The 22,107-nt window shown below is 56.4% G+C and carries 17 protein-coding genes; 12 read left to right on the top strand and 5 right to left on the bottom strand.

Features of this window, described 5'->3' with window-relative positions:
- Window positions 1–36 precede the first annotated feature (36 nt).
- Both MWU60_RS01140 and MWU60_RS01135 read right to left on the bottom strand, forming a co-directional pair.
- Window positions 37–1,335 (bottom strand): PQQ-like beta-propeller repeat protein, encoded by a 1,299-nt coding sequence (locus tag MWU60_RS01140; RefSeq protein WP_247225209.1) that lies wholly within the window; start codon window positions 1,333–1,335, stop codon window positions 37–39.
- A gap of 22 nt (window positions 1,336–1,357) precedes the next feature.
- Window positions 1,358–2,014 (bottom strand): tetratricopeptide repeat protein, encoded by a 657-nt coding sequence (locus MWU60_RS01135; RefSeq protein WP_247225208.1) that lies wholly within the window; start codon window positions 2,012–2,014, stop codon window positions 1,358–1,360.
- Between the two features lie 269 nt (window positions 2,015–2,283).
- Between MWU60_RS01135 and MWU60_RS01130 the strand changes: the two genes are divergently transcribed.
- The 3 genes from MWU60_RS01130 (at window position 2,284) to MWU60_RS01120 (ending at window position 7,570) form a co-directional block, all read left to right on the top strand.
- Window positions 2,284–3,522: an efflux RND transporter periplasmic adaptor subunit gene (locus MWU60_RS01130; RefSeq protein ID WP_247225207.1), complete on the top strand. Its 1,239-nt coding sequence runs from the start codon at window positions 2,284–2,286 to the stop codon at window positions 3,520–3,522.
- On the top strand, window positions 3,519–7,208 hold the full coding sequence (locus MWU60_RS01125) for an efflux RND transporter permease subunit (RefSeq protein WP_247225206.1): 3,690 nt from the start codon (window positions 3,519–3,521) through the stop codon (window positions 7,206–7,208). Before MWU60_RS01130 ends, MWU60_RS01125 begins: the two co-directional genes overlap by 4 nt.
- Before the next feature lie 215 nt (window positions 7,209–7,423).
- The gene (locus tag MWU60_RS01120) at window positions 7,424–7,570 is read left to right on the top strand and encodes a hypothetical protein (protein ID WP_247225205.1); all 147 of its coding nucleotides are present in this window, start codon (window positions 7,424–7,426) and stop codon (window positions 7,568–7,570) included.
- 29 nt (window positions 7,571–7,599) lie between these two features.
- Here MWU60_RS01120 and MWU60_RS01115 read toward each other — a convergent pair whose 3' ends face one another.
- Entirely contained in the window at window positions 7,600–8,889 is a 1,290-nt protein-coding gene (locus MWU60_RS01115; RefSeq protein ID WP_247225204.1) for a PQQ-dependent sugar dehydrogenase, read from the bottom strand.
- Window positions 8,890–9,009: 120 nt separating this feature from the next.
- On the opposite strand from MWU60_RS01115, the gene MWU60_RS01110 reads away from it, so the two are divergent.
- Window positions 9,010–9,225 (top strand): L-rhamnose isomerase, encoded by a 216-nt coding sequence (locus tag MWU60_RS01110; RefSeq protein WP_247225203.1) that lies wholly within the window; start codon window positions 9,010–9,012, stop codon window positions 9,223–9,225.
- Between the two features lie 268 nt (window positions 9,226–9,493).
- Here the strand turns inward: MWU60_RS01110 and MWU60_RS01105 are convergent, their stop codons facing one another.
- Complete coding sequence (locus tag MWU60_RS01105; RefSeq protein WP_247225202.1) at window positions 9,494–10,057, bottom strand: hypothetical protein; 564 nt, start codon at window positions 10,055–10,057, stop codon at window positions 9,494–9,496.
- A gap of 391 nt (window positions 10,058–10,448) precedes the next feature.
- Between MWU60_RS01105 and MWU60_RS01100 the strand changes: the two genes are divergently transcribed.
- The 4 genes from MWU60_RS01100 to MWU60_RS01085 all read left to right on the top strand — a co-directional run bounded on the left by MWU60_RS01100 (window position 10,449) and on the right by MWU60_RS01085 (window position 13,475).
- The gene (locus MWU60_RS01100; protein WP_247225201.1) at window positions 10,449–11,414 is read left to right on the top strand and encodes an OmpA family protein; all 966 of its coding nucleotides are present in this window, start codon (window positions 10,449–10,451) and stop codon (window positions 11,412–11,414) included.
- 182 nt (window positions 11,415–11,596) lie between these two features.
- Window positions 11,597–12,784: an OmpA family protein gene (locus MWU60_RS01095; protein WP_247225200.1), complete on the top strand. Its 1,188-nt coding sequence runs from the start codon at window positions 11,597–11,599 to the stop codon at window positions 12,782–12,784.
- Between the two features lie 39 nt (window positions 12,785–12,823).
- A complete protein-coding gene (locus tag MWU60_RS01090; RefSeq protein ID WP_247225199.1) occupies window positions 12,824–13,084 on the top strand; it encodes a hypothetical protein in 261 nt (86 codons plus the stop codon).
- A gap of 73 nt (window positions 13,085–13,157) precedes the next feature.
- Window positions 13,158–13,475, top strand: coding sequence for a hypothetical protein (locus tag MWU60_RS01085; protein WP_247225198.1), 318 nt, complete (start codon window positions 13,158–13,160; stop codon window positions 13,473–13,475).
- A 430-nt stretch (window positions 13,476–13,905) separates the two neighbouring features.
- Here MWU60_RS01085 and tssH read toward each other — a convergent pair whose 3' ends face one another.
- A complete protein-coding gene (gene tssH, locus MWU60_RS01080; protein ID WP_247225197.1) occupies window positions 13,906–16,584 on the bottom strand; it encodes a type VI secretion system ATPase TssH in 2,679 nt (892 codons plus the stop codon).
- Between the two features lie 146 nt (window positions 16,585–16,730).
- On the opposite strand from tssH, the gene MWU60_RS01075 reads away from it, so the two are divergent.
- From MWU60_RS01075 to tssC, 4 genes are all read left to right on the top strand, one after another.
- Window positions 16,731–18,821 (top strand): serine/threonine-protein kinase, encoded by a 2,091-nt coding sequence (locus MWU60_RS01075; protein ID WP_247225196.1) that lies wholly within the window; start codon window positions 16,731–16,733, stop codon window positions 18,819–18,821.
- Window positions 18,822–18,909: 88 nt separating this feature from the next.
- On the top strand, window positions 18,910–20,034 hold the full coding sequence (gene tssA / locus MWU60_RS01070) for a type VI secretion system protein TssA (protein WP_247225195.1): 1,125 nt from the start codon (window positions 18,910–18,912) through the stop codon (window positions 20,032–20,034).
- 19 nt (window positions 20,035–20,053) lie between these two features.
- Window positions 20,054–20,593: a type VI secretion system contractile sheath small subunit gene (tssB, locus tag MWU60_RS01065; protein WP_247225194.1), complete on the top strand. Its 540-nt coding sequence runs from the start codon at window positions 20,054–20,056 to the stop codon at window positions 20,591–20,593.
- 2 nt (window positions 20,594–20,595) lie between these two features.
- Window positions 20,596–22,101, top strand: a complete 1,506-nt coding sequence (gene tssC, locus MWU60_RS01060) for a type VI secretion system contractile sheath large subunit (RefSeq protein ID WP_247225193.1) — start codon at window positions 20,596–20,598, stop codon at window positions 22,099–22,101.
- Window positions 22,102–22,107 lie beyond the last annotated feature (6 nt).

Here is a 22,107-nt window from a genome sequence, read left to right as displayed (position 1 = left end):
TTTCGGGCCGAACCGCGTCACACCACCGGTGCGCGATCAACGGAAAGCGTGCAATTGCCCTGTTTTAGTCAGAACGTAAAGGGTCTGATTGGCCACAACGGGACCAGAGGCGGCACCACCGGGCAGGTCAACCTGCCCCAACAGCGCGCCAGAGGTCGGATCGAATTGGCGGATCAGGCCGTCAGAAGACGTGACGATCAGACGACCACCCGCCAGCACAGGGCCGTAATGCGCAAAGATGCTTTTCTGACGGCGGGTTCGGGTGTTGTCTTCAAAGGTTGGCAAAGCAGTGCGCCAAACAGGATTGCCGGTCGTTGCATCGAGGCGGACCAGTTCATTGATGTCGTTGATCAGGAAAACCGCGTTGCCGACAGGCCAGACCGGGCTGATCGCCCCTTCTGTTGCGGTCCAAGCGCGCGATCCGTCGGCCAGATTAATCGCAACAGTGCGCCCGCTGAAGTTGCCGACGTAAACGCGATCACCTGCAATCACCGGGTCACCGGCGATATCGTCCAGCACACCCGCGGCAATACCGACGCGATCGCCTGATACGACAGTGGACCAACGGGTCAGACCGCCACGAGGATAGGTGGCCAGCACCTCACCCGACGAAAATGGAAAGACGACAAACTCACCGCTGACAGCCGGGGATGCTCCGCCTGCAAAATTCGCAGTGGACGGCGCGCCGGACTTTTGCCAGCGCACACGACCGTTTGTTGTTTCAAGCGCCCAAGCAGTGCTGTCGCGCCCAACCACATAGACCAGATCACCTGCCAAAGTGGGGGCTGCATTTGCGGGCGCGTCAAGGTCCTGCACCCAGGCCACCGCACCGGTGGCCGCGTCAAGCGCTGTAATCTCGCCAAAGCCAGTGGTGACATAAACCTGCCCACCCCCGACAGAGATGCCCCCGCCTGAGGCATCGCCTGCATTGTCGCGACGTGGCGTCAAATCACGGGTCCAAAGGTTCGCACCATCGACCGTTGTTGCCGTCACAGTCGCGCGGGCATCTACGGTATAGATCACGCCATTGGCCACAACGGGATGTGACGTAATACGGGCGCGCCTGCTGTCACCTTCGCCTATGTCGGCAACAAAAACCGGGCTTAACTCAGGGCCCAGTGCAGGATGGGTGATATTGTGGCTGGGGCTACCGTTGCGATGCCCCCAGTCCGCGTTGGTCTGCGCTGTTGGCAATTCAATCGGCAGCACCTGATTGGCAAAGGCGGTTTGCGCACGAATGTCGAACCGCTCACCGGGCAGGATCACGTCGGTATCGCCACAAGCAGCCAGGATAACAAGGCTCAGGGCGGCTGCGATGCTTACTCTTACAGTCACGGGTCCGGGTCCAATCTGCGCTTTACTCGGTCACTGGTGCGGGCAGCGGCTCGCCAAGTGCCACCATGAGCGTCTGCACACGCTCGCGCAACCCGCGGGTCACGCCAGCGTCTTCTTCAATCTGGCGCATGACGGCAATCGCACCGTCGGTGTCACCAGCCTCAAGCGTCATATAGGCGATCTGCTCAAGCGCCAGCAATCGGAAGGGCTGCCCGGGCTGGGACAGCGCCTCGAGCGCTGACCTGCGGGCGGTCGTATCATCCGATGGCAACATGGCCGCCTTGAACGCCGCGATATCGCGGTACATGTCAGGCACGTCTGGGTTCACAGCAACGGTGTTCAATGTGGCACTCGCGGCTGCGATTTCACCGGCTTCTTCCTCCATCGCGGCACGTAAAAGCAGTGTTACCGCAGCAGCACTACCATCGGCCTCGACGGTGGCCATCGCCGCGGCCCGCGCGCCGGGATCCGTTTCATCCAACGCGGCCAGCAAGGCATCGCCCGTCGCCTGTGCGGCATTGCGATCCTTCACATTGCGATACTCATTCCAGGCCGCACCGCCTACCAGCAAAAGCACGGCGGCAACGGCAACCCAACCATAGCGCCGCAAATAGCCATACAGCTTTTCGCGGCGGACCTCTTCGGTGACTTCACTGATAAAACTGTCGCTATCGCTCACCTTGGTCCCCAATTTTTGGCAGATGTGAATACGTGTTTGCGGGTACATATCGTGAAGCTGCGGCAATGAACAAGAGGCGGACCGGAAATGCGCAACCGAAACCCGCGTATCACACGTAAAAGTGCGCTTGTCGCAAGGGCAACTTCAGTATAAAGTGAACTGAATGGTTTAGTACAAAAATATGATCTGCGCGCCAAACAGCGACGTAGGAACATCAGATCAAAAACAACAGCTATTGCCGCGCGGCATTGGGTTTAAGGGACGACATTATGAAAATCATTCCGTTGATAACTGCGGTTTTGGTGCTTGCAGGCCTATATCTGGTCGTTTTTGAGCGTGACCGCCTGCTTGGCTTTGCTCAAGGTACACCGGTGACTGAGCAGTCCGTCGAAACGGACCAAAACGCTGAGGATACAACCCGCGCGCAGGGCGAATCTGTTGTTGGCGTTGTCGCAATGCACTCTGTCGCCCAAACCATTGACAGCGCGGTTATCCTGCGCGGTCGCACGGAAGCGGCGCGCCAAGTGACCGTTGCATCGGAAACATCCGGCCTCGTCGTCTCAGAACCCCGGCGCAAGGGCGCATTTATCAATGAAGGCGAAATGCTCTGCCGCCTTGATCCCGGCACCCGCGAAGCATCGTTAGCCGAAGCCCGCGCAAGGCTGGCCGAGGCCGAGGGCCGTGTGCCAGAAGCACAAGCCAGCGTGTTGGAGGCCAGCGCACGCGTCCGCGAAGCCGAGATTAATCTGAATGCAGCACGCCAATTGTCAGAAGACGGTTTCGCATCTGAAACCCGTCTTGTCAGCGCGCAGGCGTCTATGGAGGCCGCAACCGCAGGGGTACAGCGTGCCAATTCCGGTGTGACCTCTGCACAAGCAGGGATCCAAGCCGCACAAGCCGCTGTCGCCTCGGCCGAGCGCGAAATTGACAAACTGGCGATCACCGCCCCTTTCTCTGGTCTGCTGGAAACTGACACTGCCGAGCTTGGCTCGCTGATGCAGCCCGGCACGCCCTGTGCCACGATCATTCAGCTGAACGAAATCAAGCTGGTAGGATTTGTCCCAGAGGCTGACGTGTCCAAAGTCAACGTCGGTGCGATGGCCGGTGCACGCCTGACCAGCGGCGAACAGGTGCAAGGCCGTGTGACGTTCCTGTCGCGCAGCGCCGATGAGTTGACCCGCACCTTCCGCGTTGAGGTCACCGTGGCCAACGACGACCTTGCCATCAGCGACGGACAGACCGCCGAAATCCTGATCGCCTCGGACGGACGCACTGCACATCTGATCGCGCAGTCCTCGCTGACGCTCGATGATGGTGGCGTCTTGGGCGTGCGCACCGTTGGCGAAGGCAATATCGCAACCTTCATGCCAGTGACGCTGCTGCGCGACACCGCTGAAGGTGTTTGGGTCACGGATCTGCCTGAAACAATTGATATCATTACGGTCGGACAAGAATTTGTCGTGGACGGCGTGCAGGTCGCGCCCACATTTACGGAAGCCAAAGGATGACAGGATTAGTTGACTGGGCCGCTTCGCGTGCCCGCATGGTTCTTGCCTTTATTGGTCTCTCGCTTCTGGCGGGGGGTATGGCCTATGTCGGCTTACCCAAAGAGGGCGAGCCGGACATCGAAATCCCGGCGATCTTTGTATCTGTCCCCTTCCCCGGTATTTCAGCCGAGGACAGTGAAACCCTTCTCGTCAAGCCGATGGAAACGGAACTATCCGACCTTGATGGTCTGAAAACGATGTCGGCTACCGCCGCCGAGGGCTATGCTGGTGTGGCGCTTGAATTCGAATTTGGGTGGGACAAGACCAAAATCCTTGCTGATATCCGCTCTGCAATGAACAACGCCGAGGCCCAGTTTCCCGGCGGTGCGGACCAGTATTCTATCAACGAGATTAACTTTTCCGAGTTCCCCATCGTTATCGTGAACCTGACAGGCCAAGTGCCTGAACGCACGTTGTTGCGTGTGGCCAAAGACCTTCAAGACCGGATTGAAGGGCTTGATGCGGTTCTTGAAGCGGGCCTTGCCGGGCAGCGTGACGAGATGCTTGAGGTCGTCATCGACCCGCTGCGCCTGGAGGCTTACAACGTCACCGCTGGTGAACTCATCGGGGTTGTGACCAACAACAACCTGTTGATTGCAGCCGGTGAAGTCGAGACCGCCCAAGGGACTTTCGCCGTCAAAATCCCGTCTTCATTTGATGGACCGCAAGACGTCTACAACCTACCGGTCAAAACCAATGGTGACCGGGTCATCACACTGGGTGATTTGGCAACCATCCGCCTGACGTTCGAAGACCGCCTCGGCACCGCGCGCTTCAACGGCGTAAATACCGTGGCGCTACAGGTCGTCAAACGTAAAGGGTTCAACCTGATCGACACCGCCGCCTTGGTGAAAGAGGTCGTCGAAGAAGAGCGCGCCAGTTGGTCGCCAGAGCTGCAATCCGCGATCCAAGTCGGCACGTCCAACGATCAATCGCGCAACGTGGCCTCCATGGTCAGCCAGTTGGAAGGGTCTGTCCTGACGGCCATTGCGCTGGTCATGATCGTGGTTTTGGCAACCTTGGGCACACGCCCGGCGCTATTGGTTGGTTTTGCGATCCCGACCTCTTTCCTGTTATGCTTCGCCTTGCTTGCGGTGATGGAAATAACGATCTCAAACATCGTGATGTTCGGTCTGATCCTTGCGGTCGGTATGCTGGTCGACGGGGCCATCGTCGTGGTCGAATACGCGGATAAGCGTATCAAAGAAGGCACCGGACCCATGCACGCCTATGTGGAGGCCGCCAAGCGGATGTTCTGGCCGATCATTTCGTCTACAGCGACCACGCTTTGTGCCTTCCTTCCCATGCTGTTCTGGCCCGGTGTACCGGGGCAATTCATGGGCATGTTGCCAGTGACGCTGATCTTCGTTCTGTCTGCATCACTGGTCGTCGCACTTGTTTACCTACCTGTCATGGGCGGCGTCACAGGCCGGATGAGCCGCTTGTTTGGTAACACGTCTGACTGGCTGCGCGCGCGTCTGCCTTGGTTTGTGCGAGCTTTGCTGGTGTTCCCGGCCATCATGGTGGTCTTCACCGGGGCCATGCTGACGCTCAACCCCGGCTACCTCACCGGCGAAGCGGTGCAAACCGCTGGCCTAAGTGACAGCCTGCCCGGTATGATGCTGTTCCTTGTCGGCGCATTCCTGTTGTCGATCACCATTGGCGCGGCGAAAATCGAACGCGAGGTCAAGACCATCAAGGCAGGCTACCGCCGCACGCCCTTTGGCCGTGTCATGCACTTTATCGCAGGCAACCCGGTGATGCCGCTTGTCACCGTCGGTGCGGTTGTCTTCACTGTCATATCGATTTTTGGCTACTACGGCGCGAACAACAATGGGGTTGAATTCTTCGTCGAATCTGAACCTGAACAAGCCATCGTCTATGTGCGCGCACGCGGTAACCTGTCGTTGCAGGAAAAAGATGATCTGGTGCGGCAGGCCGAAGACATCGTGCTGGCACACCCCGGCGTCATAACAGCGTTTTCCTTTGCGGGCGACGGTGGTTTGAACACGGACGCCAGCGGTGCCAGCACCCCTGGCGATACCATCGGGCAAGTGCAGCTGGAAACGATCCCGTGGGAAGATCGCGCAGGTATTGCCGAACTCGACGGTGATGTTGTGCTGGCCGAACTTCAAGAGCAGCTGAACACAATCCCAGGTATCCAAACCGAAATCCTTGCACAGTCGCGCGGCCCCGCCTCTGGTAAACCTGTGCACCTGCGGCTCAAAAGCGATGACTTTGAGGAGCTGCGCGAGGCGGCGAACATCGCGCGTGCACAATTCGAACAAACCCCCGGTCTGATCACGATTGAAGATTCGCTGCCCTTGCCCGGCATTGACTGGCAAATCGACGTCGATGTTGAAAAAGCGGGCCGCTACGGCGCGGACGTCGCAACAGTTGGCGCGATGGTGCAATTGGTGACACGGGGCATCTACCTTGACAGTTTCACCCCCGCAACAAGCGATGATGAGATCGACATTCGTGTGCGCCTGCCAGCAGAGGACCGCGTATTATCAACGCTTGATAGTCTGAAGGTCCGCACGTCTTCTGGTCTTATTCCACTGTCGAGCTTCATCAGCCGGACCCCCGTCCCAAAGCTGGCGCAAATCGACCGGATCGACCAGAAGCGCTATTTTGATGTGAAGGCAGGTGTTGAAGCAGGGCTGACCAACCTGACCGTAGATGGCGACCCCATCGCAGTTGTTCGGATCGTTAACGAAGAGTCTGTCGGCATGGACCGTTACGACGTTGTCACTCTGTTGGGTGAAACGACGTTCGTCGGCCTGACTGAGTTAGTCGCTGATGGCGACACGTCCGAGGCACCGCTGAATGCAAACGAACGCATCGCGGTGTTGACCGAATGGCTCAGCACCAATCCCCTGCCCGCTTCAATCGAGTGGGAATGGACCGGTGATCAGGAAGAACAAGCCGAGTCAGGTGCCTTCCTGCAAACTGCCTTTGCTGGCGCCTTGGGGCTGATGTTCATCATTCTGCTGGCACAGTTCAACAGCATCTATAACTCCATCCTCGTTCTGATGGCCGTGGTCATGTCCACCGCCGGTTCACTGGTTGGGATGCTGGTGATGGATCAACCCTTCTCGATCATCATGACAGGGACCGGGATCGTGGCGCTGGCTGGGATCGTGGTGAACAACAACATCATCCTGATCGACACTTATCAGGAATACAGCAAATACATGCCGCGGACCGAGGCGATCACACGCACAGCCGAGGCCCGTATCCGCCCCGTATTGCTGACCACCATCACAACAATGGCCGGACTTGCGCCAATGATGTTCGGCCTCAGCCTTGATTTCATGAACGGTGGCTATTCCATCGACAGCCCAACGGCGCTGTGGTGGAAGCAATTGGCGACCGCCGTCGTCTTCGGCCTTGGGATCGCGACGATGTTGACGCTGGTGTTCACCCCATCCATGTTGGCGATCCGTGTTTGGTTTGTGACCTACGTCCAATGGTTCGCTCAGCTTCTCGCCAAGCTGTCCATGGGCCGCAGCAGCAAAGCAGCGCGCGACTGGGCGTTGGCACGGCAGGCCAAGCGGATCAAAGCACCTGAGTTTATTTGGGAAGATGAAAGCTCGACGCTGCCGCCACTTGAGTCAAAAACTACGATGCAAGCGGCAGAGTAAAGACCTCTTGGGTCTGTCGAAGGAGATGGCGATGCGCAATTTGATGATTCTCATTTTGGGCATCGTCTTTTTAGTTTGCTGCACTGCCTGCAACGACTCAAGAACTCGCTGAACGCGCGCGCATTGAATCCGAGGTAATGCGCGCCGGGATAGAAGACGTATTGGCCCAGTACCCAGGTCAATGAAACATCGAAAACTTTACTTTCTTCGTGTGCTTGGCCGATGACGCTGAAATGACCAAAGCGTTACTTTCACAGATGGATGGCGAACCGATCATACGTGCTTGGAAGCGGGCAGACATTCTGGAGTCCGGGCGCTGCACGACAGGCGCGCCCGTCTCAAAAGAGACGGAACAGCGCTAATTGACTCGAAGTCTGTCAATTTATCTTGATTATGGTTCTAGCTTATGGATCTCGCCTTCATCTACAGCGGCATAAAGGCTACCGTCCGGCCCCTGTACCAAAGACCTGAAGCGGCCTGCCGCCATAGGCAACGTCATCTCCATGACATCAACTACTGACGTGCCGTCTTCGGACAGTTCAAAGACGTCAATTCGTTGACCAATGGGCGTGCCGCCGAAACCAATCCCCATAATCCCCACAACCAAGTGACCATCCCAGTCACCCCACTGTTCACCAGTCAGAAACTCGGCCGATGATGTGCCCTGCGACCAGCCGTTATTGTTCCAGATCGGTGGCATCGCATCCGGATAGGTTTCAAGATCAGTCATTGGCATGAAGGCTGCGCGTTCAAACCTGTTCATGCCGTCCATCTGGTTGGGGCTGTACCCACAATAATCATCAGGGCAGTCACCACGACCGGCCATGTTCGGGCGAGGGTCCCAGCCGGCGTTACCACCATTGACCAGCACCGTGATCTCATCCGAATGCCAGGGCCCATGCTCGGCAGCGATGGCTATGTTTGTTTCAGGGTGGAATGCGATACCCTGCACGTTGCGGTGCCCATAGGTGTACGTGCGTGGATCGAAACCTTCAGGTGGGGAATTGTCTGGGGCTGCGTTGCCATCGGTATCTATGCGCAGCACCTTGCTACCCATCATTGTAGGGCTTTGCGGAATGATGCCATTGTGATTGTCACCTGTGGTCAGGTAGAGAAACCCGTCTCCCGGGTTGAACCTTACACGGCCGCCATTATGCGCGCCGGGACCACCAAAGGGGTGATCGCTCTCGGCCACTTTGTATGGGATATCGTCAACAATATCAGTGCGTTCGACGACATCGGTGAAGTCATCATTCACCTCAAGCCGCATCAGCCGGTTGGTTTGAGGACTGGACAAGTTTGACGTTGAGTAGACATAAATCCTGCGGTTCTCAGCAAAGTTCGGATCAATCGCAACCCCCATCATCCCGGCCTGCCCTTCGCAGAACAAATCAGCTGCGGTGCTGGCATACCCGTCGCTGCCGGTCATCCCCAGCAACGCGTTCACCTCTCCAGAGGGCATCAGAACCGACAGCCCGTTGCATTTTTCGGTAAAGAACATCGTGCCATCGGACAAGAACGCCATGTCCCAAGGATCATCCAGATCAGTTAAAACAAAACTATGGGTGAGGCTGGTGGTATTTGGCCCGCCCTGCGCGATTGCAGGACTCGCACAAATGAATGTACCAGCCACAACAGATGCCAGCAGAGACCCAGCTTTATGATGTGATGTGTTCGTCATATTATTCCTCCCAGTTTAGGCGAAGGAATCGAAACCAGGAAAAATGTTCAGGAACTCATCAGACCCCAACGCAACCCAAAGTATAAACGAAGCCCTAAACAAAACAAAATTCTTTCGTCTTTGCTTGGGCGAACCCATATTAGGTTTGATTTCTTAGATGCCACCATCAGCCGGACCGCTGCGTGGGCCATTGGCACACGCAATATGCAAAAGGCGTTGCTGCGCGCGCTTCTGATGCCGCTTTCCCAACTCAGGATGGCCGAAGACAGTTTGGACGTCACGACCAGACTGACGGCAAAAGAAGACATAGAAAATATGCCCTTCGGCGCAGTTTGAGCAGAGTTCTCAGCGCGTGAAAACGCCCTAGTTGGCGCGGCTTTGATAAAAGAACTCGACCGCTATCAGCAAAGCGTTTCAGGCCGGGAGTAGACGTTGGATCCTGCGATTTGATGGTGTGGCCATATCCAGCTGGCCAAGTTTCGCTTTCGCATGATCAACATCAGTTGTGTCACGTTGCGCCCGGCTCTAGCCGGGCGCATGTGCACAAGTAAGACGGTGCTGATGCAGCACCATCACATTGTGATGGGTTGCAGCGACAAAAGGCTTACTCGCAGCCAGCAATCGCCCAACTGCGGAGGTTCTGCTTGAAAGTGCCGCCATAGGGGTGCTGTTTCGTCAGATTCTCAGCCCCGGCTTCAGTCACGTAAGTATTGGCTTGATCACAAAGGTTGGCTTGCTGCCATTCATGGCAACTCGAGCATTCTTCGGCGATCCAAAAGGCCTCGGGCAGACCTTCAATCGGCGGGAAAAGCGGGCTTCCTTGGATCAGCTCTTCTAGCGATTTGCCCACGATTTCGGGCGCGCCCTGCGTCAAGGGGTCACTAAAGGTTACGGCCACTACATCTTGACTAGTAGGTTCCGCGGTCTCGCTGTCTGTCACAGGGCTTGCCGTTGCCATTTCCGCCCAAAGCAAGTCAATCATAAGGGCCTGTGCCTCTTTGATGAACGTGCCGTTCGGATACTGCTCAATAAAACCAAAAACATCTGCGGATGCATCGCTTTCCTTAACGGTTTCCCAAGCGAGCGCTTCTTGTGTCGAATTTTCCTGCGCCGATACGATGGTCGTGGTTAACACAATCGCACTCACCGACATTATTGTTCGAAACATGTTGTTATCCTATCACTAACCAAAACTGCATCTCTACGACCGCAATGTCTGTTCAAAATAAAGACATAACGTTGGGCCTCATTGCTCTTCGGTGTAATGCGTATACGTCAAAATCATCACATTTTCGTCCAAATTGTGATGTATTTGTGTCTTATCCCCAAACCTAGACAAAGCGCTCATCGCTGTAACCGAGGGCCTTTGATCCGGTCGGCTGGTGGGCAATCTGAGTGTGGCTGACGACGCAATTGAGTACAGTGTTTGGAGAAGAACTGTGTTAACTATTATGAAAGCCGCTTCCGTAAGATGGAAGCCTGCCCTTATCGCCGGTCTGATCTGTGTTGGGCCGCAACAAGCCCTTTCTCAGGAGAACGTGTTCGCCCCCGGATGGACAATGAACACTGATGCGTCCGCGCTGCGGTTTCAGTCTGTGAAGAATGAAACAAAGGTCGAATCCAGCACTTTTGGAACTTATAACGGCACGATCGACGAAAACGGTTTTGCGACAGTTCGTGTGCTGCTCGACTCAGTCGATACGACGATTGATTTGCGCAACGTGCGCATGCGCTTTTTGCTTTTTGAGACTTTCCAATACCCCGAAGCAGTCATCACAATGCAGATTGACCCGGCCCAGCTTGCTGATCTACGTGATGTGCGTCGCAAGGTCATGATGGCCCCTTACACTATTGATTTGCATGGCGTCACCTCGGAGCGCGAGGCGGAAATCGCCGTCACATTGCTTGATGACGATACGGTATCTGTCACATCTCGCACCCCGATTTCACTTCCTGTTGCAGACTTTGCGCTTGAAGGCGGTGTTGCCAAGCTTGAGGAAGCGGCCAAGGTTAGCATCCTTCCTTCGGCAACAGTGACCTTTGACTTTATGTTCAATCGCGCTGAATCAGCCGAAAGCTATTTATCGGCGTCTACGGCCATGTTGGGGACGGCTGAAACCGAAACGGTTGCGATGGAAGATGATGGTGATTTCTCACTTGAGGCCTGCAAAGGTCGTTTCGAGATCATGTCACGCACGGATAACATTTACTTTGCACGCAGCAGCGCCACACTCGAAGACCGCAGCGCACCTTTGCTTGATAGCATCGTCGAAATTGTGAACCGTTGCCCAGAACTGTCGATCAGGGTTGATGGTCACACTGACTCAGACGGCACTGCGGCACTTAACCAATCTCTTTCAGAGGCCCGCGCCAGATCAGTTCGTGCCTATTTGGTCGAGGCAGGTGCTGACGGAGACCGCATTGATACTATTGGTTTCGGTGAAGATGTGCCAATTGTTGCCAACGATTCTGTTGAAAACAAACAGCGTAATCGTCGGATCGAGTTTTCGGTTGTAAGCGGCTAAGGCTGCTGCCCAAAGTAGAAGGTGGCCCGTTCTGGGCCGCCTTTCACGATTAACGAAGCAAAACACCAGTTCAATACTCTTTGTCCGATGCTCATGTCTTCAGCAACAGCCAGCCTTACGATCTTGCCGGCGGCCGCGATGACTGGACCCTCTAACAAAGACAGTTACTTAGGAATGCGCGAATGAGACTACCACTGATCCTGAGCGTCGTGGCTTTGACGGCGTTGCTTTTTTATGGCGCTGCGCAGTCCATTCCAGGGGCAATTGCTTCTTCTGCATCAGCAGATGCCATTGCTGAAATGGAAAAAGCCAACGCACAAATTGAAGCCAGCCGCGCGGCATTTGATGAACAAGCCGCAACTCTCAATAAGACAATTGATGATCTTAAGGCAGAGAACCTTGACCAAACCAGCGCTTTCGAAGCTGCTGTCGCCGAACGTGATGCACTTCTGTCTCAGCGTGATCAGGTCATGCAGCGCGTGAGTGACATCGAGGCGGAAAATTCAGCCTTAGCCGCAGACAAAGACGCGTTGACGCAAGATCTTGCAGCGCTGATGGCAGAAATTGAAAGCAGGGATAGTGAAGATACAACACAGGCCCTCAATGACGCGATCGCGGCAGGACAAGACGAAATAGCCGCGTTGCAAGTGACAATCACCGAGCTGCAACAAGAGCGTGATGCGCTTTCTGAGCAACTGGCAGCAATTGAAGCAGCCGCGGGTGAAGTACCGCCCGGTGACGTGGCGCAGGCAGACGCGCAGTCGGACCAGAACGCGGCAGCCTTAGCTGAAGCGGACGAACGCATTGCCCTTCTGACCGAAATGGCAACAGTGCAAGTGCAAACAGCAACCGGCCTGACAGCCGAAATCGAAGATCTTCGGGCGCAGCTTGAAACGCTGACATCTGAAGCGTCCGGCCTGTCTGATGAAGTTGATCGGCGTGACGCTATCATCGCAGGGCTTATGTCAAGAATGCAAACCGCAGCGCCTTCCTCGGTAGCTAGCTGCCAAGAACAAACAGATGCGGTACTCACTGCACGGCAGATCAGTTTTGAGGATGGCACGGCGACGATCACCGCAGCGTCAATCGCGTCGCTTGAAGATCTCGCAGTCATTGCGGCTGATTGCGCGCAAGATGACCTTACGCTTGAGATTGAGGGGCACACGGGTGACGCTGGTGGGGTAGCCGCTAACCTGTTGCTCAGCGACGGACGCGCGAAGGCTGTCCGTGATGTTCTGGTCAACAACGGCGTTCCGGCGCGGTCTGTACGTGCCGTTGGTTTTGGTGGAAGCGAACCCATTGCTGATAACGCGACAAGTGAAGGTCAGTCACAAAACCAACGTATTGTTTTTGACTGGGAGCAGGGCTAACCGCATGCCCCGCATCGTTATTTTTGAGATGGAGTCATCATGTTTACACCTTTGGTTTTGATCCTCGCCTACTTGGCAGCCACCTTTCTTCTGGGCTTGGTGCTTGGCTGGCTCTTGTGGAAATTCGGCGGCCCCGCGCAGGTGGGGGTGACAGAGACTGATGTGCAGTATTGGAAGGACCGCGTGGAACAATCACGGGTCGAACGCAACATTGAGCAAGACCGCGTCACGGCGCTCGAAAGAGAAAGAGACAACCTAAAGAAGCGCCTAAAAGCGGTGTTGCCAAGCAAATCGGAATGACGAGATCCAACAGTGTCCGCCGTTGTTCAGCATCACGACTGACTTGCGTGTTGCCTTAGTGAGGTATGATTTTATGAAGTCCCGCGACGCATATGATGTGCAATCACAAGCGAAACTCAACGACATTCTCTTGGGAGTTCTCTTTGTGGGCATAGGGCAGATGGTACTGTTGCTTGCAGTGCCGAGGCTGTATGCATTGTTGTCCCGCGAAATTGGCCATGCTGGCACAAGTGCCTTAGTACAGGACTTTCCGATACAACTGTTGCAACCAATTCTGCAGTGGCTTCTTGATACGGTCGGCGTCTTTGGGGTATCTTCTTTGCTTGCTGCGGTCGGCATCGGCATCGCTGCTTTTGGATGGCGCAATTTTTTGCACGACAAGTTCGACTGAATTCTGCCTTTTTGGAACCGACCCTTACTTGGCCAAGAGAACCTTTAATGCACCAAATTCTGTGTGAGCGCAGCACAGGACAAATGACTGCGTATTGTTACGGCGCTGCCAACACTCTCGGTCGTTTCAGTTGGCGGTGGCGCGGTCGCCCCACGCAGTGGTAAATCAAGTTCATATTTGTCGAACACATCGTGAATACGTAACTATTCGCCCGGCAGCGCCAGCCCTGCCAGCACCAAACCGCCCACCGTTTCCGCTGTAACAAGCACCTCAGCCGCTGCTTCACCCGAAATGAAACCCTCACAGCTATTCAGGCAGAGCAGTCGTTCTTTGCAACAGAACGCACAATGGCACGGCCTGCCGGGTTGCTGTCGACCCCAGCAATGATGACAATGCTTTCTTGATTGAATACTGACGCGCCAACCTGCCCCTATTCAAAATGGTAGGCAAAGCCGGTGTCGTCGCCTGTAACTTCGACCCGTGTAATCACCCCGCCATCCAGCGCCTTATGCAGCAACTGGCGGCTGAGTTCCGGCAGCAACGTGTTTGTAAGTATCGCGTCAATCATGCGACCACCACTTTCTATCTCTGTGCAACGGGCCTTGATCAGCTCGTGCACGCCTTTGCCGATGACCAGCTCTGCCTCATATTGCTTCGCCAAGCGGCCCGCGATTGCGCGCAGTTTGTGATCGGCAATCACCTCGATCATTTGATCGGACAGCGGATAATAGGGGATGGTGACAAGCCGTCCGAGCAAGGCCGCCGGGAACACCTTCAGCAATGGTGCGCGAAGGGCCGATGTGAGTTCGTCCAAATCGGGTGTAACGGTGCCCTCTTCGGTCATCGCCATAATCTCGTCCGACCCGACGTTTGATGTCAGAAGGATCAGGGTATTCTTGAAATCAATGCGCCGCCCCTCGCTGTCATCCATCATGCCCTTGTCAAAGACCTGAAAGAAAATCTCATGCACGTCTGGATGCGCTTTTTCCACCTCATCCAACAGCACCACAGAATAGGGTCTGCGGCGCACAGCCTCGGTCAGGATGCCGCCCTTGCCATAACCAACATAGCCTGGTGGTGCACCTTTGAGGGTTGAGACGGTATGCGCCTCCTGAAACTCGCTCATGTTGATCGAGATCAGGTTCTGTTCACCGCCATATAACATATCAGCCAAAGCCAGTGCCGTTTCGGTCTTACCCACACCGGACGGACCGCAGAGCATGAAAACACCCATTGGCTTTTCCGGCGGCGATAGCCCCGCATAAGAGGTCTGGATGCGCGCGGCGATCATCCTGGCCGCATGGTCTTGCCCTGTAACGCGGGCGCGGATGGTATCCACCAGTTCCAGCGCGCGTTCGGCCTGACTGGCCATCATCCGACCCGTGGGAATGCCGGTCCAATCCTGCACCACGGATGTCACGGCAGCCATATCGACCGATGGCAGGATCAATGGGCTTTCCCCCTGCGCCGTCGTCAACTCGGCCATTTTCGCTTGTAGGTCATCCATCAGAGCGCTGTGTTCAGCGGGGTTCAACGCGGCGACGTCGTCCTCTGCCTCTGTTACATCTTCGCCCTCAATCGGCGCACCGGTTTCACGCAGTTTCGCGCGCAAACCGATGATGTCAGCGACAAGCGCCTTTTCCGCCGCCCAGCGGTCGTTTTCGGTCTCAAGCAGGCTGCGGGTTTCATCCAGCTCGGCATTGATGCCTTCAATCCGCTGCGCAGTGTCGATCCCGATGCCGGCCTCGCGTTCGGCGATCGTCAACTCCAACTCCAACGCGGTCGCGCGTCGCTCCAGATCCTCAACCGCCCCCGGCGTGGCATGCTGAGAGATCGCGACGCGGGCGCAGGCGGTGTCCAGCAGGCTGATGGCCTTGTCGGGCAATTGTCGGGACGGGATATAGCGGTGTGACAGCTCAACTGACGCCGCAATTGCCTCATCCAGAACCTCAACCTGATGGTGCTTTTCCAAGACGCCGGACACACCGCGACACATGCGGATCGCGTTTTCAACGCTGGGCTCTTCGACTTTGACCACCTGAAAACGACGGGTCAGTGCAGGGTCTTTTTCGATGTGCTGCTTGTATTCATCCCATGTGGTTGCCGCGATGGTCCGCAATTCACCCCGCGCCAAGGCAGGTTTGAGGATATTGGCCGCATCACCAGTGCCGGCCGCACCCCCTGCCCCGATCAGTGTATGCGCTTCATCAATGAACAAAATGATCGGCGTGGGAGAGGCTTGCACCTCGTCAATTACGGACTTCAGGCGCTTTTCAAACTCGCCCTTCATCGAGGCCCCGGCCTGCATTAGGCTGACATCCAACATATGCAGCGCCACATTGCGCAGTTGAGGCGGAACATCGCCGCGCACCAGCCGCTGGGCAAAGCCTTCGACGACAGCGGTTTTACCGACGCCAGCCTCACCGGTCAGGATCGGATTATTCTGGCGGCGGCGCATCAGAATATCAACGATCTGGCGGATTTCAGGATCACGGCCAACGACAGGGTCCATTTTGCCATCACTGGCATCCGCAGTCATGTTGGTGGCGTAAAGGTCCAGTGCGGATTGACCGCCGGGTGCTACCTTTTGCGGCCCGGGTGCTGCCGTCTGCCCTTCAATCGAATCCGCCAGCAAGTCATCAAGCTGCGATGACATCGCACCGGCATCCACCTTGTCGAACTCGGTTGAAATGCGAAACAGAAGCGACTCAAGCACCGGCGTCTGGCGCATTGCCAGCAGCAAATAGGCGGACCGGACCGTCTCATCGCCGAAATCCAATTGCCCCATATTCCATCCGTCACGGATGGCGTGAAACAGGTGATCCGAGAACTCTTCCACGGCACTCGCGCCGCGCGGCAAGGCATCAAGCGCGCGTGTCAGGTCAGCCTCAAGCGTGCCTTGATCGACCTCTGCGGCTTGCAACAAAAGTGCAAAATCCGATCCATCCTCGGCTATCAATGCCTGAATGAAATGGACCAATTCAACGTAAGGGTTCCCACGGGACTTGGCCGCCCCGGCAGCAGCCGAGAAGGCCTTCAGACACACCGGATTCAGCTTGCCGACAAGCTCTTTTCGCTTGACGGTTTCGGACGATCCACTTTGGGCCAATGCATCCGCCCCCCATAAAAAATCAAACTACAAAAAATGCGCCAAGCAAAAATAAGTCGCGCCTGATCACGTACTAGCCTATCCTAAATATGAACAGAAAGCGACATTTTTGATTTATGCCGGCCCTTATTTAGTGGACGAATGCGATGACCCAACCGCTCCCCGGGGATATTTTTAGCGTCGGACAGGTGCTGAATAACACCTATGAAATCGACAAAATTCTGGGGCGCGGCGGCACCGGTGAAGTGTACCGCGCGCGCAATAAAATCACCGAACGGCTGGTCGCAGTCAAAGCGCTGAACCGGCAGTTTTCCGGCAACGCCGACTATATCGAACTGATGAAGCGTGAAGAGGAAATGCGCGCCATTCAGCACCCCGCCGTGGTGCGCTATACCGAATGTTCGATGTCGGATGATGACCATGTCTTTCTGGTCATGGATTACGTCGAAGGGCCGGCCCTGAGCGAGGTGATGACAGAGCGCCGGATGGATCCGCGCGAGCTTTTGATCATCGGGCATGGTGTGGCCGAGGGTCTGGTGGCGACCCATGCCCAAGGTATTATCCACCGCGATCTGTCCCCGGACAACATTATCCTGCGCCATGGCGACCCGGTCAAAGCCACGATTATTGATTTCGGAATAGCCAAGGACACCGCCGTAGGCGCCCGCACGATCGTTGGGTCAGAATTTGCCGGTAAGTACGAGTATTCGGCCCCGGAACAACTGGATGGTCATGTTGATCCCCAATCGGACCTTTATGCATTGGGGGCCACGTTGCTGGCAGCCTGGCGTGGCGAAACACCGTTTCTGGGCGCCACCCCGGGCGAGATTGTCCGCCGCAAGCAGGCCGCCCTTGATACCGATGGGGTGCCCGAACCGCTACGCGGTGTGATTGACGCACTCACGGCACCAGACCCGGCCAACCGGCCTGCTGATGCGGCAGTACTGGCCCAACAAATTGGCGCTTTGCTGCGCCCGGATGATGATAAGGAAACCAATGAAAACGAGGGTTCGAAACCCCGCGGACGATGGCCGCTGATTGCAGGCGGCGTTGCAGTGGCCGGGCTTGCTGCTGCTTGGCTGGGCGGGGCGTTTGGCGGATTGGGAACACCTCCTTTGCCCCAGGCGAACCCTTATGTGCTTGCTCTTGCGTTTGAAGACGGTGCGGCACCTGTTTTGACGGGCAATGCCCCTACCGCCGCAAGCAGCGACAGGTTCCGCGCCGCGATCACGCAGGGCTTTGGCCGGCCACCCACAGGCGAGATAACCCTCGCCACTGGCCTGCCAGAGGGCGATTGGGAAAGTGAAGCGTTGGCTTTGATGCAGCAGATTGCCGGTTTGGAAGCCGCGCAGCTTGCAATCGCAGATCGCAGCGCGACGCTCTCCGGTCTGACCGCTGATGTGGCGGCAAAATCCGCGCTGCAAGACACACTGGATGAATTTGCCACCACCAATGGATGGCGCATCAGCACTGATCTGGCGGCTGGCCCGCTGTCGCTATCAACCGAAGCGCTCACCCCCGCGCTCAATGAGATCGCAGACTGCGGACCGCTCGGTGTCGAGGGGGCGACCGATGGTAATTTTGGCCCCCGCGATCCGATCACCGTGACAGGCAACCTTGCCTTGGCAGAAACGAGCGCGGCAGTGACCGCCCGGCTGACCCCGCTTGTCGGTGACCGCCCCATCACTTTCGCCACGCAGATTCTGAACCCTGAACTGTGCACGATTCGGCAGGCGCTGGTGACCGTTCCGGACAATATCGTCACTCTTGCGCTGACAAATGGAGAGACTGGCGCACGCAATCTATCAGGTGTCTTCACCACTGGTCAAAACCCCGTAGTCGATGTGCTGATCCCCGAACGGTATGGGGCCAGCGCCCTGTGGGTGATGGCGGTCAACCCGGATGGGTCCGTCTTTCACGTGGTGCCAAATATCCACAACGAAGATAGCCAAATAAACCGTCTCGCTACCCCAAGCGACGGCATTTACCGTATCCGCGCCCTTCATACGATTGAAGAATTTACGAACGATAACAGAAATTTGGCAATTCGCGTGACCGACGAAGACTACGACAAAAGCGAAATCATCGCGATCCTGTCACGGGCCCCGCTTTTTGCCGGACGCAGGCCAACATCCGAGAGTGTCGCATCGACCGCCCAAGCGCTTGAAGCAATCCTCGCACAGAACCCTGATAACATAATTGGCGTGGCTTCAGCGATCATCGACGCGCGGCCCTGAAAGCCCAATTGTGGTTAAAATTTGTCAGAATCAATTTCCTGTGTGAAACTCACCGGATATTAAAGACGATTTATTTAAGGTTTGATTGATGAAGCTGGATGGCTTCCATAGCGTGATTGACGCTGCGGCACCTTCGGGGACTGACCTGCGAAACGAGCCGGAGTTCCACGCAATCGAGCGGATGCTCGCACCTGCCGCCCGCGATGCGCGCGTGCAAACCGATGGAGACGGACCACCCGCTGCCGCTGATGTTGACTGGGCTGCTGTGTTCGATGCTTGTGCTGCTTTGGCAAAGACCGGGCGTGATCTGCGTCTGCTTGTAGTGGTAGTACGTGCGCTCGCAAACCAAGACGGGCTGGCAGGTCTTGTGGCTGGTCTGGGGCTGATCAACGACACGTTGAACCAACACTGGGACACCCTGCATCCGCTTTTACGCGAACGTGACGATCCCAAACAGGCGGCGCTGCGGCGGATCAACAGCCTTAAGCAGCTTGAGAACGACGACAACGGTCTGCTGGGCGATCTGGAGATGAACCCAGTTCTGACATTGCCGGGCATCGGGATGATCACGGGGCAAAATCTTTGCGATGCGGCGCTGACCGAATTCGAGGCGATGAATGACGCGCCCTCCGGCCTCGGCAAAGCCGAGCAGGAGCGCCTGCGCAGCGCCCATGAAGCGAACCAAAACCGCGTAACCGCCGCCTGTCGCGCCGTGGCAACTGAACAACCTGATCTGGCGGCGTCACTGAAGCAGAACGTGGCCGATGCACAGGTCGGACTAACAACGCTGCAGGCCAACTTCTCGGACAAGGCGGGTCTGTCCAACGGAACCGGTCTCAGCTTTCCAGAGCTGACGCAGTTTCTGGAACGCGCAAAAACAATGATGGAGACGGGGATGGTCGAAACAGATGTCGCTGAACCCAAGCAAAGCAGCGCGGCAGAAGCACCCCCTGCTGCTGCCAAAGCGGTACAGCCCGACGCGCCGTCCGGCACCCCGGGCGAGATCAATTCACGCAATGATGTTGAACGCGCCTTGGGTCAGATCATCGCGTTTTACGAACGCACCGAACCCTCCAGCCCGATCCCGCATCTGGCGCGTCGGGTGCAGCGCATGGTGCATATGGATTTCATGGAACTGATGTCCGAGGTCGCCCCGAGCGGCATGAAGGAATTTCGCAGCGCCGCTGGCGTGCAAGACAACAAGAGCAAGTAGTTAAGGAAAGTATCGTATTATGGCAGACAGCAAACAGAAGGTCATCGAACGCAACCGCGCCCCGAGGGTGCAGATCGCCTATGACGTTGAACATTACGGCAGCCCCACAACAATCGAGTTGCCATTCGTGATGGGCGTGATGGCCGATCTGGCGGGGAAGTCCGAAACGCCTGAGGCCCAAAAAGCACTTGGCGATCGCAAATTCGTCGAAACCGATGCAGGCCGTTTTCCCAAATTCATGGAGGCGCTGTCACCGCGGGTGAAGGCGCGTGTGCCCAACACGTTACCTGTCGCCGACGGTGAAGAAAAAGACGAGGAGCTTTTCGTCGATCTGTCGTTCAAATCCATGTCCGACTTCGCCCCTGACAAGGTGGCCGAACAGGTGCCCGCGCTGGCCGAGCTCCTTAAGATGCGCCAGCAGCTTGAAGAACTTCTGGGCTACATGGACGGCAAGGTTGATGCCGAAAAACGCATTGCACAGCTATTGGCCAATGAACCGCTTCTGGCCGAAGCGGCCGAGGCTGCAATGAAGGCAAATGAAGAAAAAGGGGAGGCTTGATCATGGCCGAGACAGAAACCCAAGACGCAGGCAAAGAAGCGGAAACGCTTGATCTGGGCGAGTTTTCGTCGCTGCTGGAAAAGGATTTCCGGGTCAAGGAAAGCGAAACCGACAAGCTTCAGGCGCTGGTACAAAACCTGGCTGTTGCAGCCAAGGACCGGTCTGGCTCTGCCACGATTTCCGGCAATGCAGTCAAGTCGATTAAGTCGCTGATCGCGGGCATCGACGGTATGCTGACCGATCAGGTCAATGAAATCATGCACGCCCCTGAAGTCCGCGAGATGGAGGGCACATGGCGCGGCCTTCATTACCTGATCAACAACACAGAAACCGACCAAAAGCTGAAAATCAGGGTGATCAACATCACCAAGGACGAACTTGCTGATCATCTGGAGGATTTTGAAGGCCAGATGTGGGACCAGGCCGATATGTTCAAAAAGGTCTACTCTGACGAATACTCAATGTTCGGTGGCGAACCTTTCGGCTGCATCGTTGGTGCTTATGAGTTTTCGCACAAGCCCAAGGATGTCGCGATGCTGCGTAACCTGTCGGGTATCTGTGCTTCGGCGCACGCACCCTTTATCGCCGCCGCCGCACCGCAACTGTTCCGTATGGATAGCTGGCAGGAACTGCCCAATCCGCAAGACCTTGAGCAAATCGTGTCGTCGCCAGACTATGCCAGTTGGCAATCCCTGCGTGAGAGCGAAGACGCCCGCTATATTGGGCTAACGATGCCGCGCGTGCTGGGCCGTCTGCCCTATGGTGCCGAGACGGTGCCAGTCAAAGGCTTCAGCTTTGAAGAAAAGATCGACGCTAAGCATGACAACTATGTCTGGATGAATGCCGCATTCGCGATGGGCGTGAACATCAACCGCAGTCACAAGCTTTATGGCTGGGGGACACAGATTCGTGGTGTTGAATCCGGCGGCACCGTGATGAACCTGCCGGTGCATACCTTCCCTACCGATGATGGATCGGTGGCGATGAAATGCCCCACCGAGATTGCCATTGATGACCGACGCGAGGCGGAACTGGCCAAGCTGGGCATGATGCCGATCCTGCACCGCAAGAACACTGATACTGCAGCATTCATTGGCGCGCACAGCCTGCAAGACGATGAAACCCGCGCGGGGCGGCTTGTTGATCCTGATGCGCAGGCGAATGAACGTTTGTCGGCCAACCTGCCCTACCTTTTCCCTGTCAGCCGTTTTGCGCACTACCTCAAGGCGATTGCCCGCGACAAGGTCGGCACGTTCAAGGAACGCGCGGATATGCAGGTCTGGTTGTCCGAATGGATCAATCGCTACGTGCTGGCGAATACCGCAATGGCCGATGACAAGGCCAAGGCCAAGCGCCCACTTGCGGCAGCCGAAGTACAGGTCGACAGCGTCGAAGGACGGCCCGGCTACTACAATGCCCGCTTCTTCCTACGACCGCATTATCAGCTGGAAGGCATCAACGCGTCACTACGGCTCGTCTCGGAATTGCCATCGGTCAAAAGCTCCTGAATAGGG

Origin of the sequence: Yoonia sp. F2084L (assembly GCF_023015625.1) — a bacterium.
In the GTDB taxonomy this organism is placed as follows: domain Bacteria; phylum Pseudomonadota; class Alphaproteobacteria; order Rhodobacterales; family Rhodobacteraceae; genus Yoonia.
Note: the sequence above shows the minus strand (reverse complement) of the source record. Positions and strands in the feature narration are given on the sequence as shown.

Excerpts from the sequence above, each read along its gene's own strand:
- MWU60_RS01130 (WP_247225207.1), top strand. The coding sequence starts at position 2,284 with ATGAAAATCATTCCGTTGATAACTGCGGTTTTGGTGCTTGCAGGCCTA.
- MWU60_RS01125 (WP_247225206.1), top strand. The coding sequence starts at position 3,519 with ATGACAGGATTAGTTGACTGGGCCGCTTCGCGTGCCCGCATGGTTCTT.
- MWU60_RS01115 (WP_247225204.1), bottom strand. The coding sequence starts at position 8,889 with ATGACGAACACATCACATCATAAAGCTGGGTCTCTGCTGGCATCTGTT.
- MWU60_RS01105 (WP_247225202.1), bottom strand. The coding sequence starts at position 10,057 with ATGTTTCGAACAATAATGTCGGTGAGTGCGATTGTGTTAACCACGACC.
- MWU60_RS01100 (WP_247225201.1), top strand. The coding sequence starts at position 10,449 with ATGAACACTGATGCGTCCGCGCTGCGGTTTCAGTCTGTGAAGAATGAA.
- MWU60_RS01095 (WP_247225200.1), top strand. The coding sequence starts at position 11,597 with ATGAGACTACCACTGATCCTGAGCGTCGTGGCTTTGACGGCGTTGCTT.
- MWU60_RS01090 (WP_247225199.1), top strand. The coding sequence starts at position 12,824 with ATGTTTACACCTTTGGTTTTGATCCTCGCCTACTTGGCAGCCACCTTT.
- MWU60_RS01085 (WP_247225198.1), top strand. The coding sequence starts at position 13,158 with ATGAAGTCCCGCGACGCATATGATGTGCAATCACAAGCGAAACTCAAC.
- MWU60_RS01075 (WP_247225196.1), top strand. The coding sequence starts at position 16,731 with ATGACCCAACCGCTCCCCGGGGATATTTTTAGCGTCGGACAGGTGCTG.
- tssA (WP_247225195.1), top strand. The coding sequence starts at position 18,910 with ATGAAGCTGGATGGCTTCCATAGCGTGATTGACGCTGCGGCACCTTCG.
- tssB (WP_247225194.1), top strand. The coding sequence starts at position 20,054 with ATGGCAGACAGCAAACAGAAGGTCATCGAACGCAACCGCGCCCCGAGG.
- tssC (WP_247225193.1), top strand. The coding sequence starts at position 20,596 with ATGGCCGAGACAGAAACCCAAGACGCAGGCAAAGAAGCGGAAACGCTT.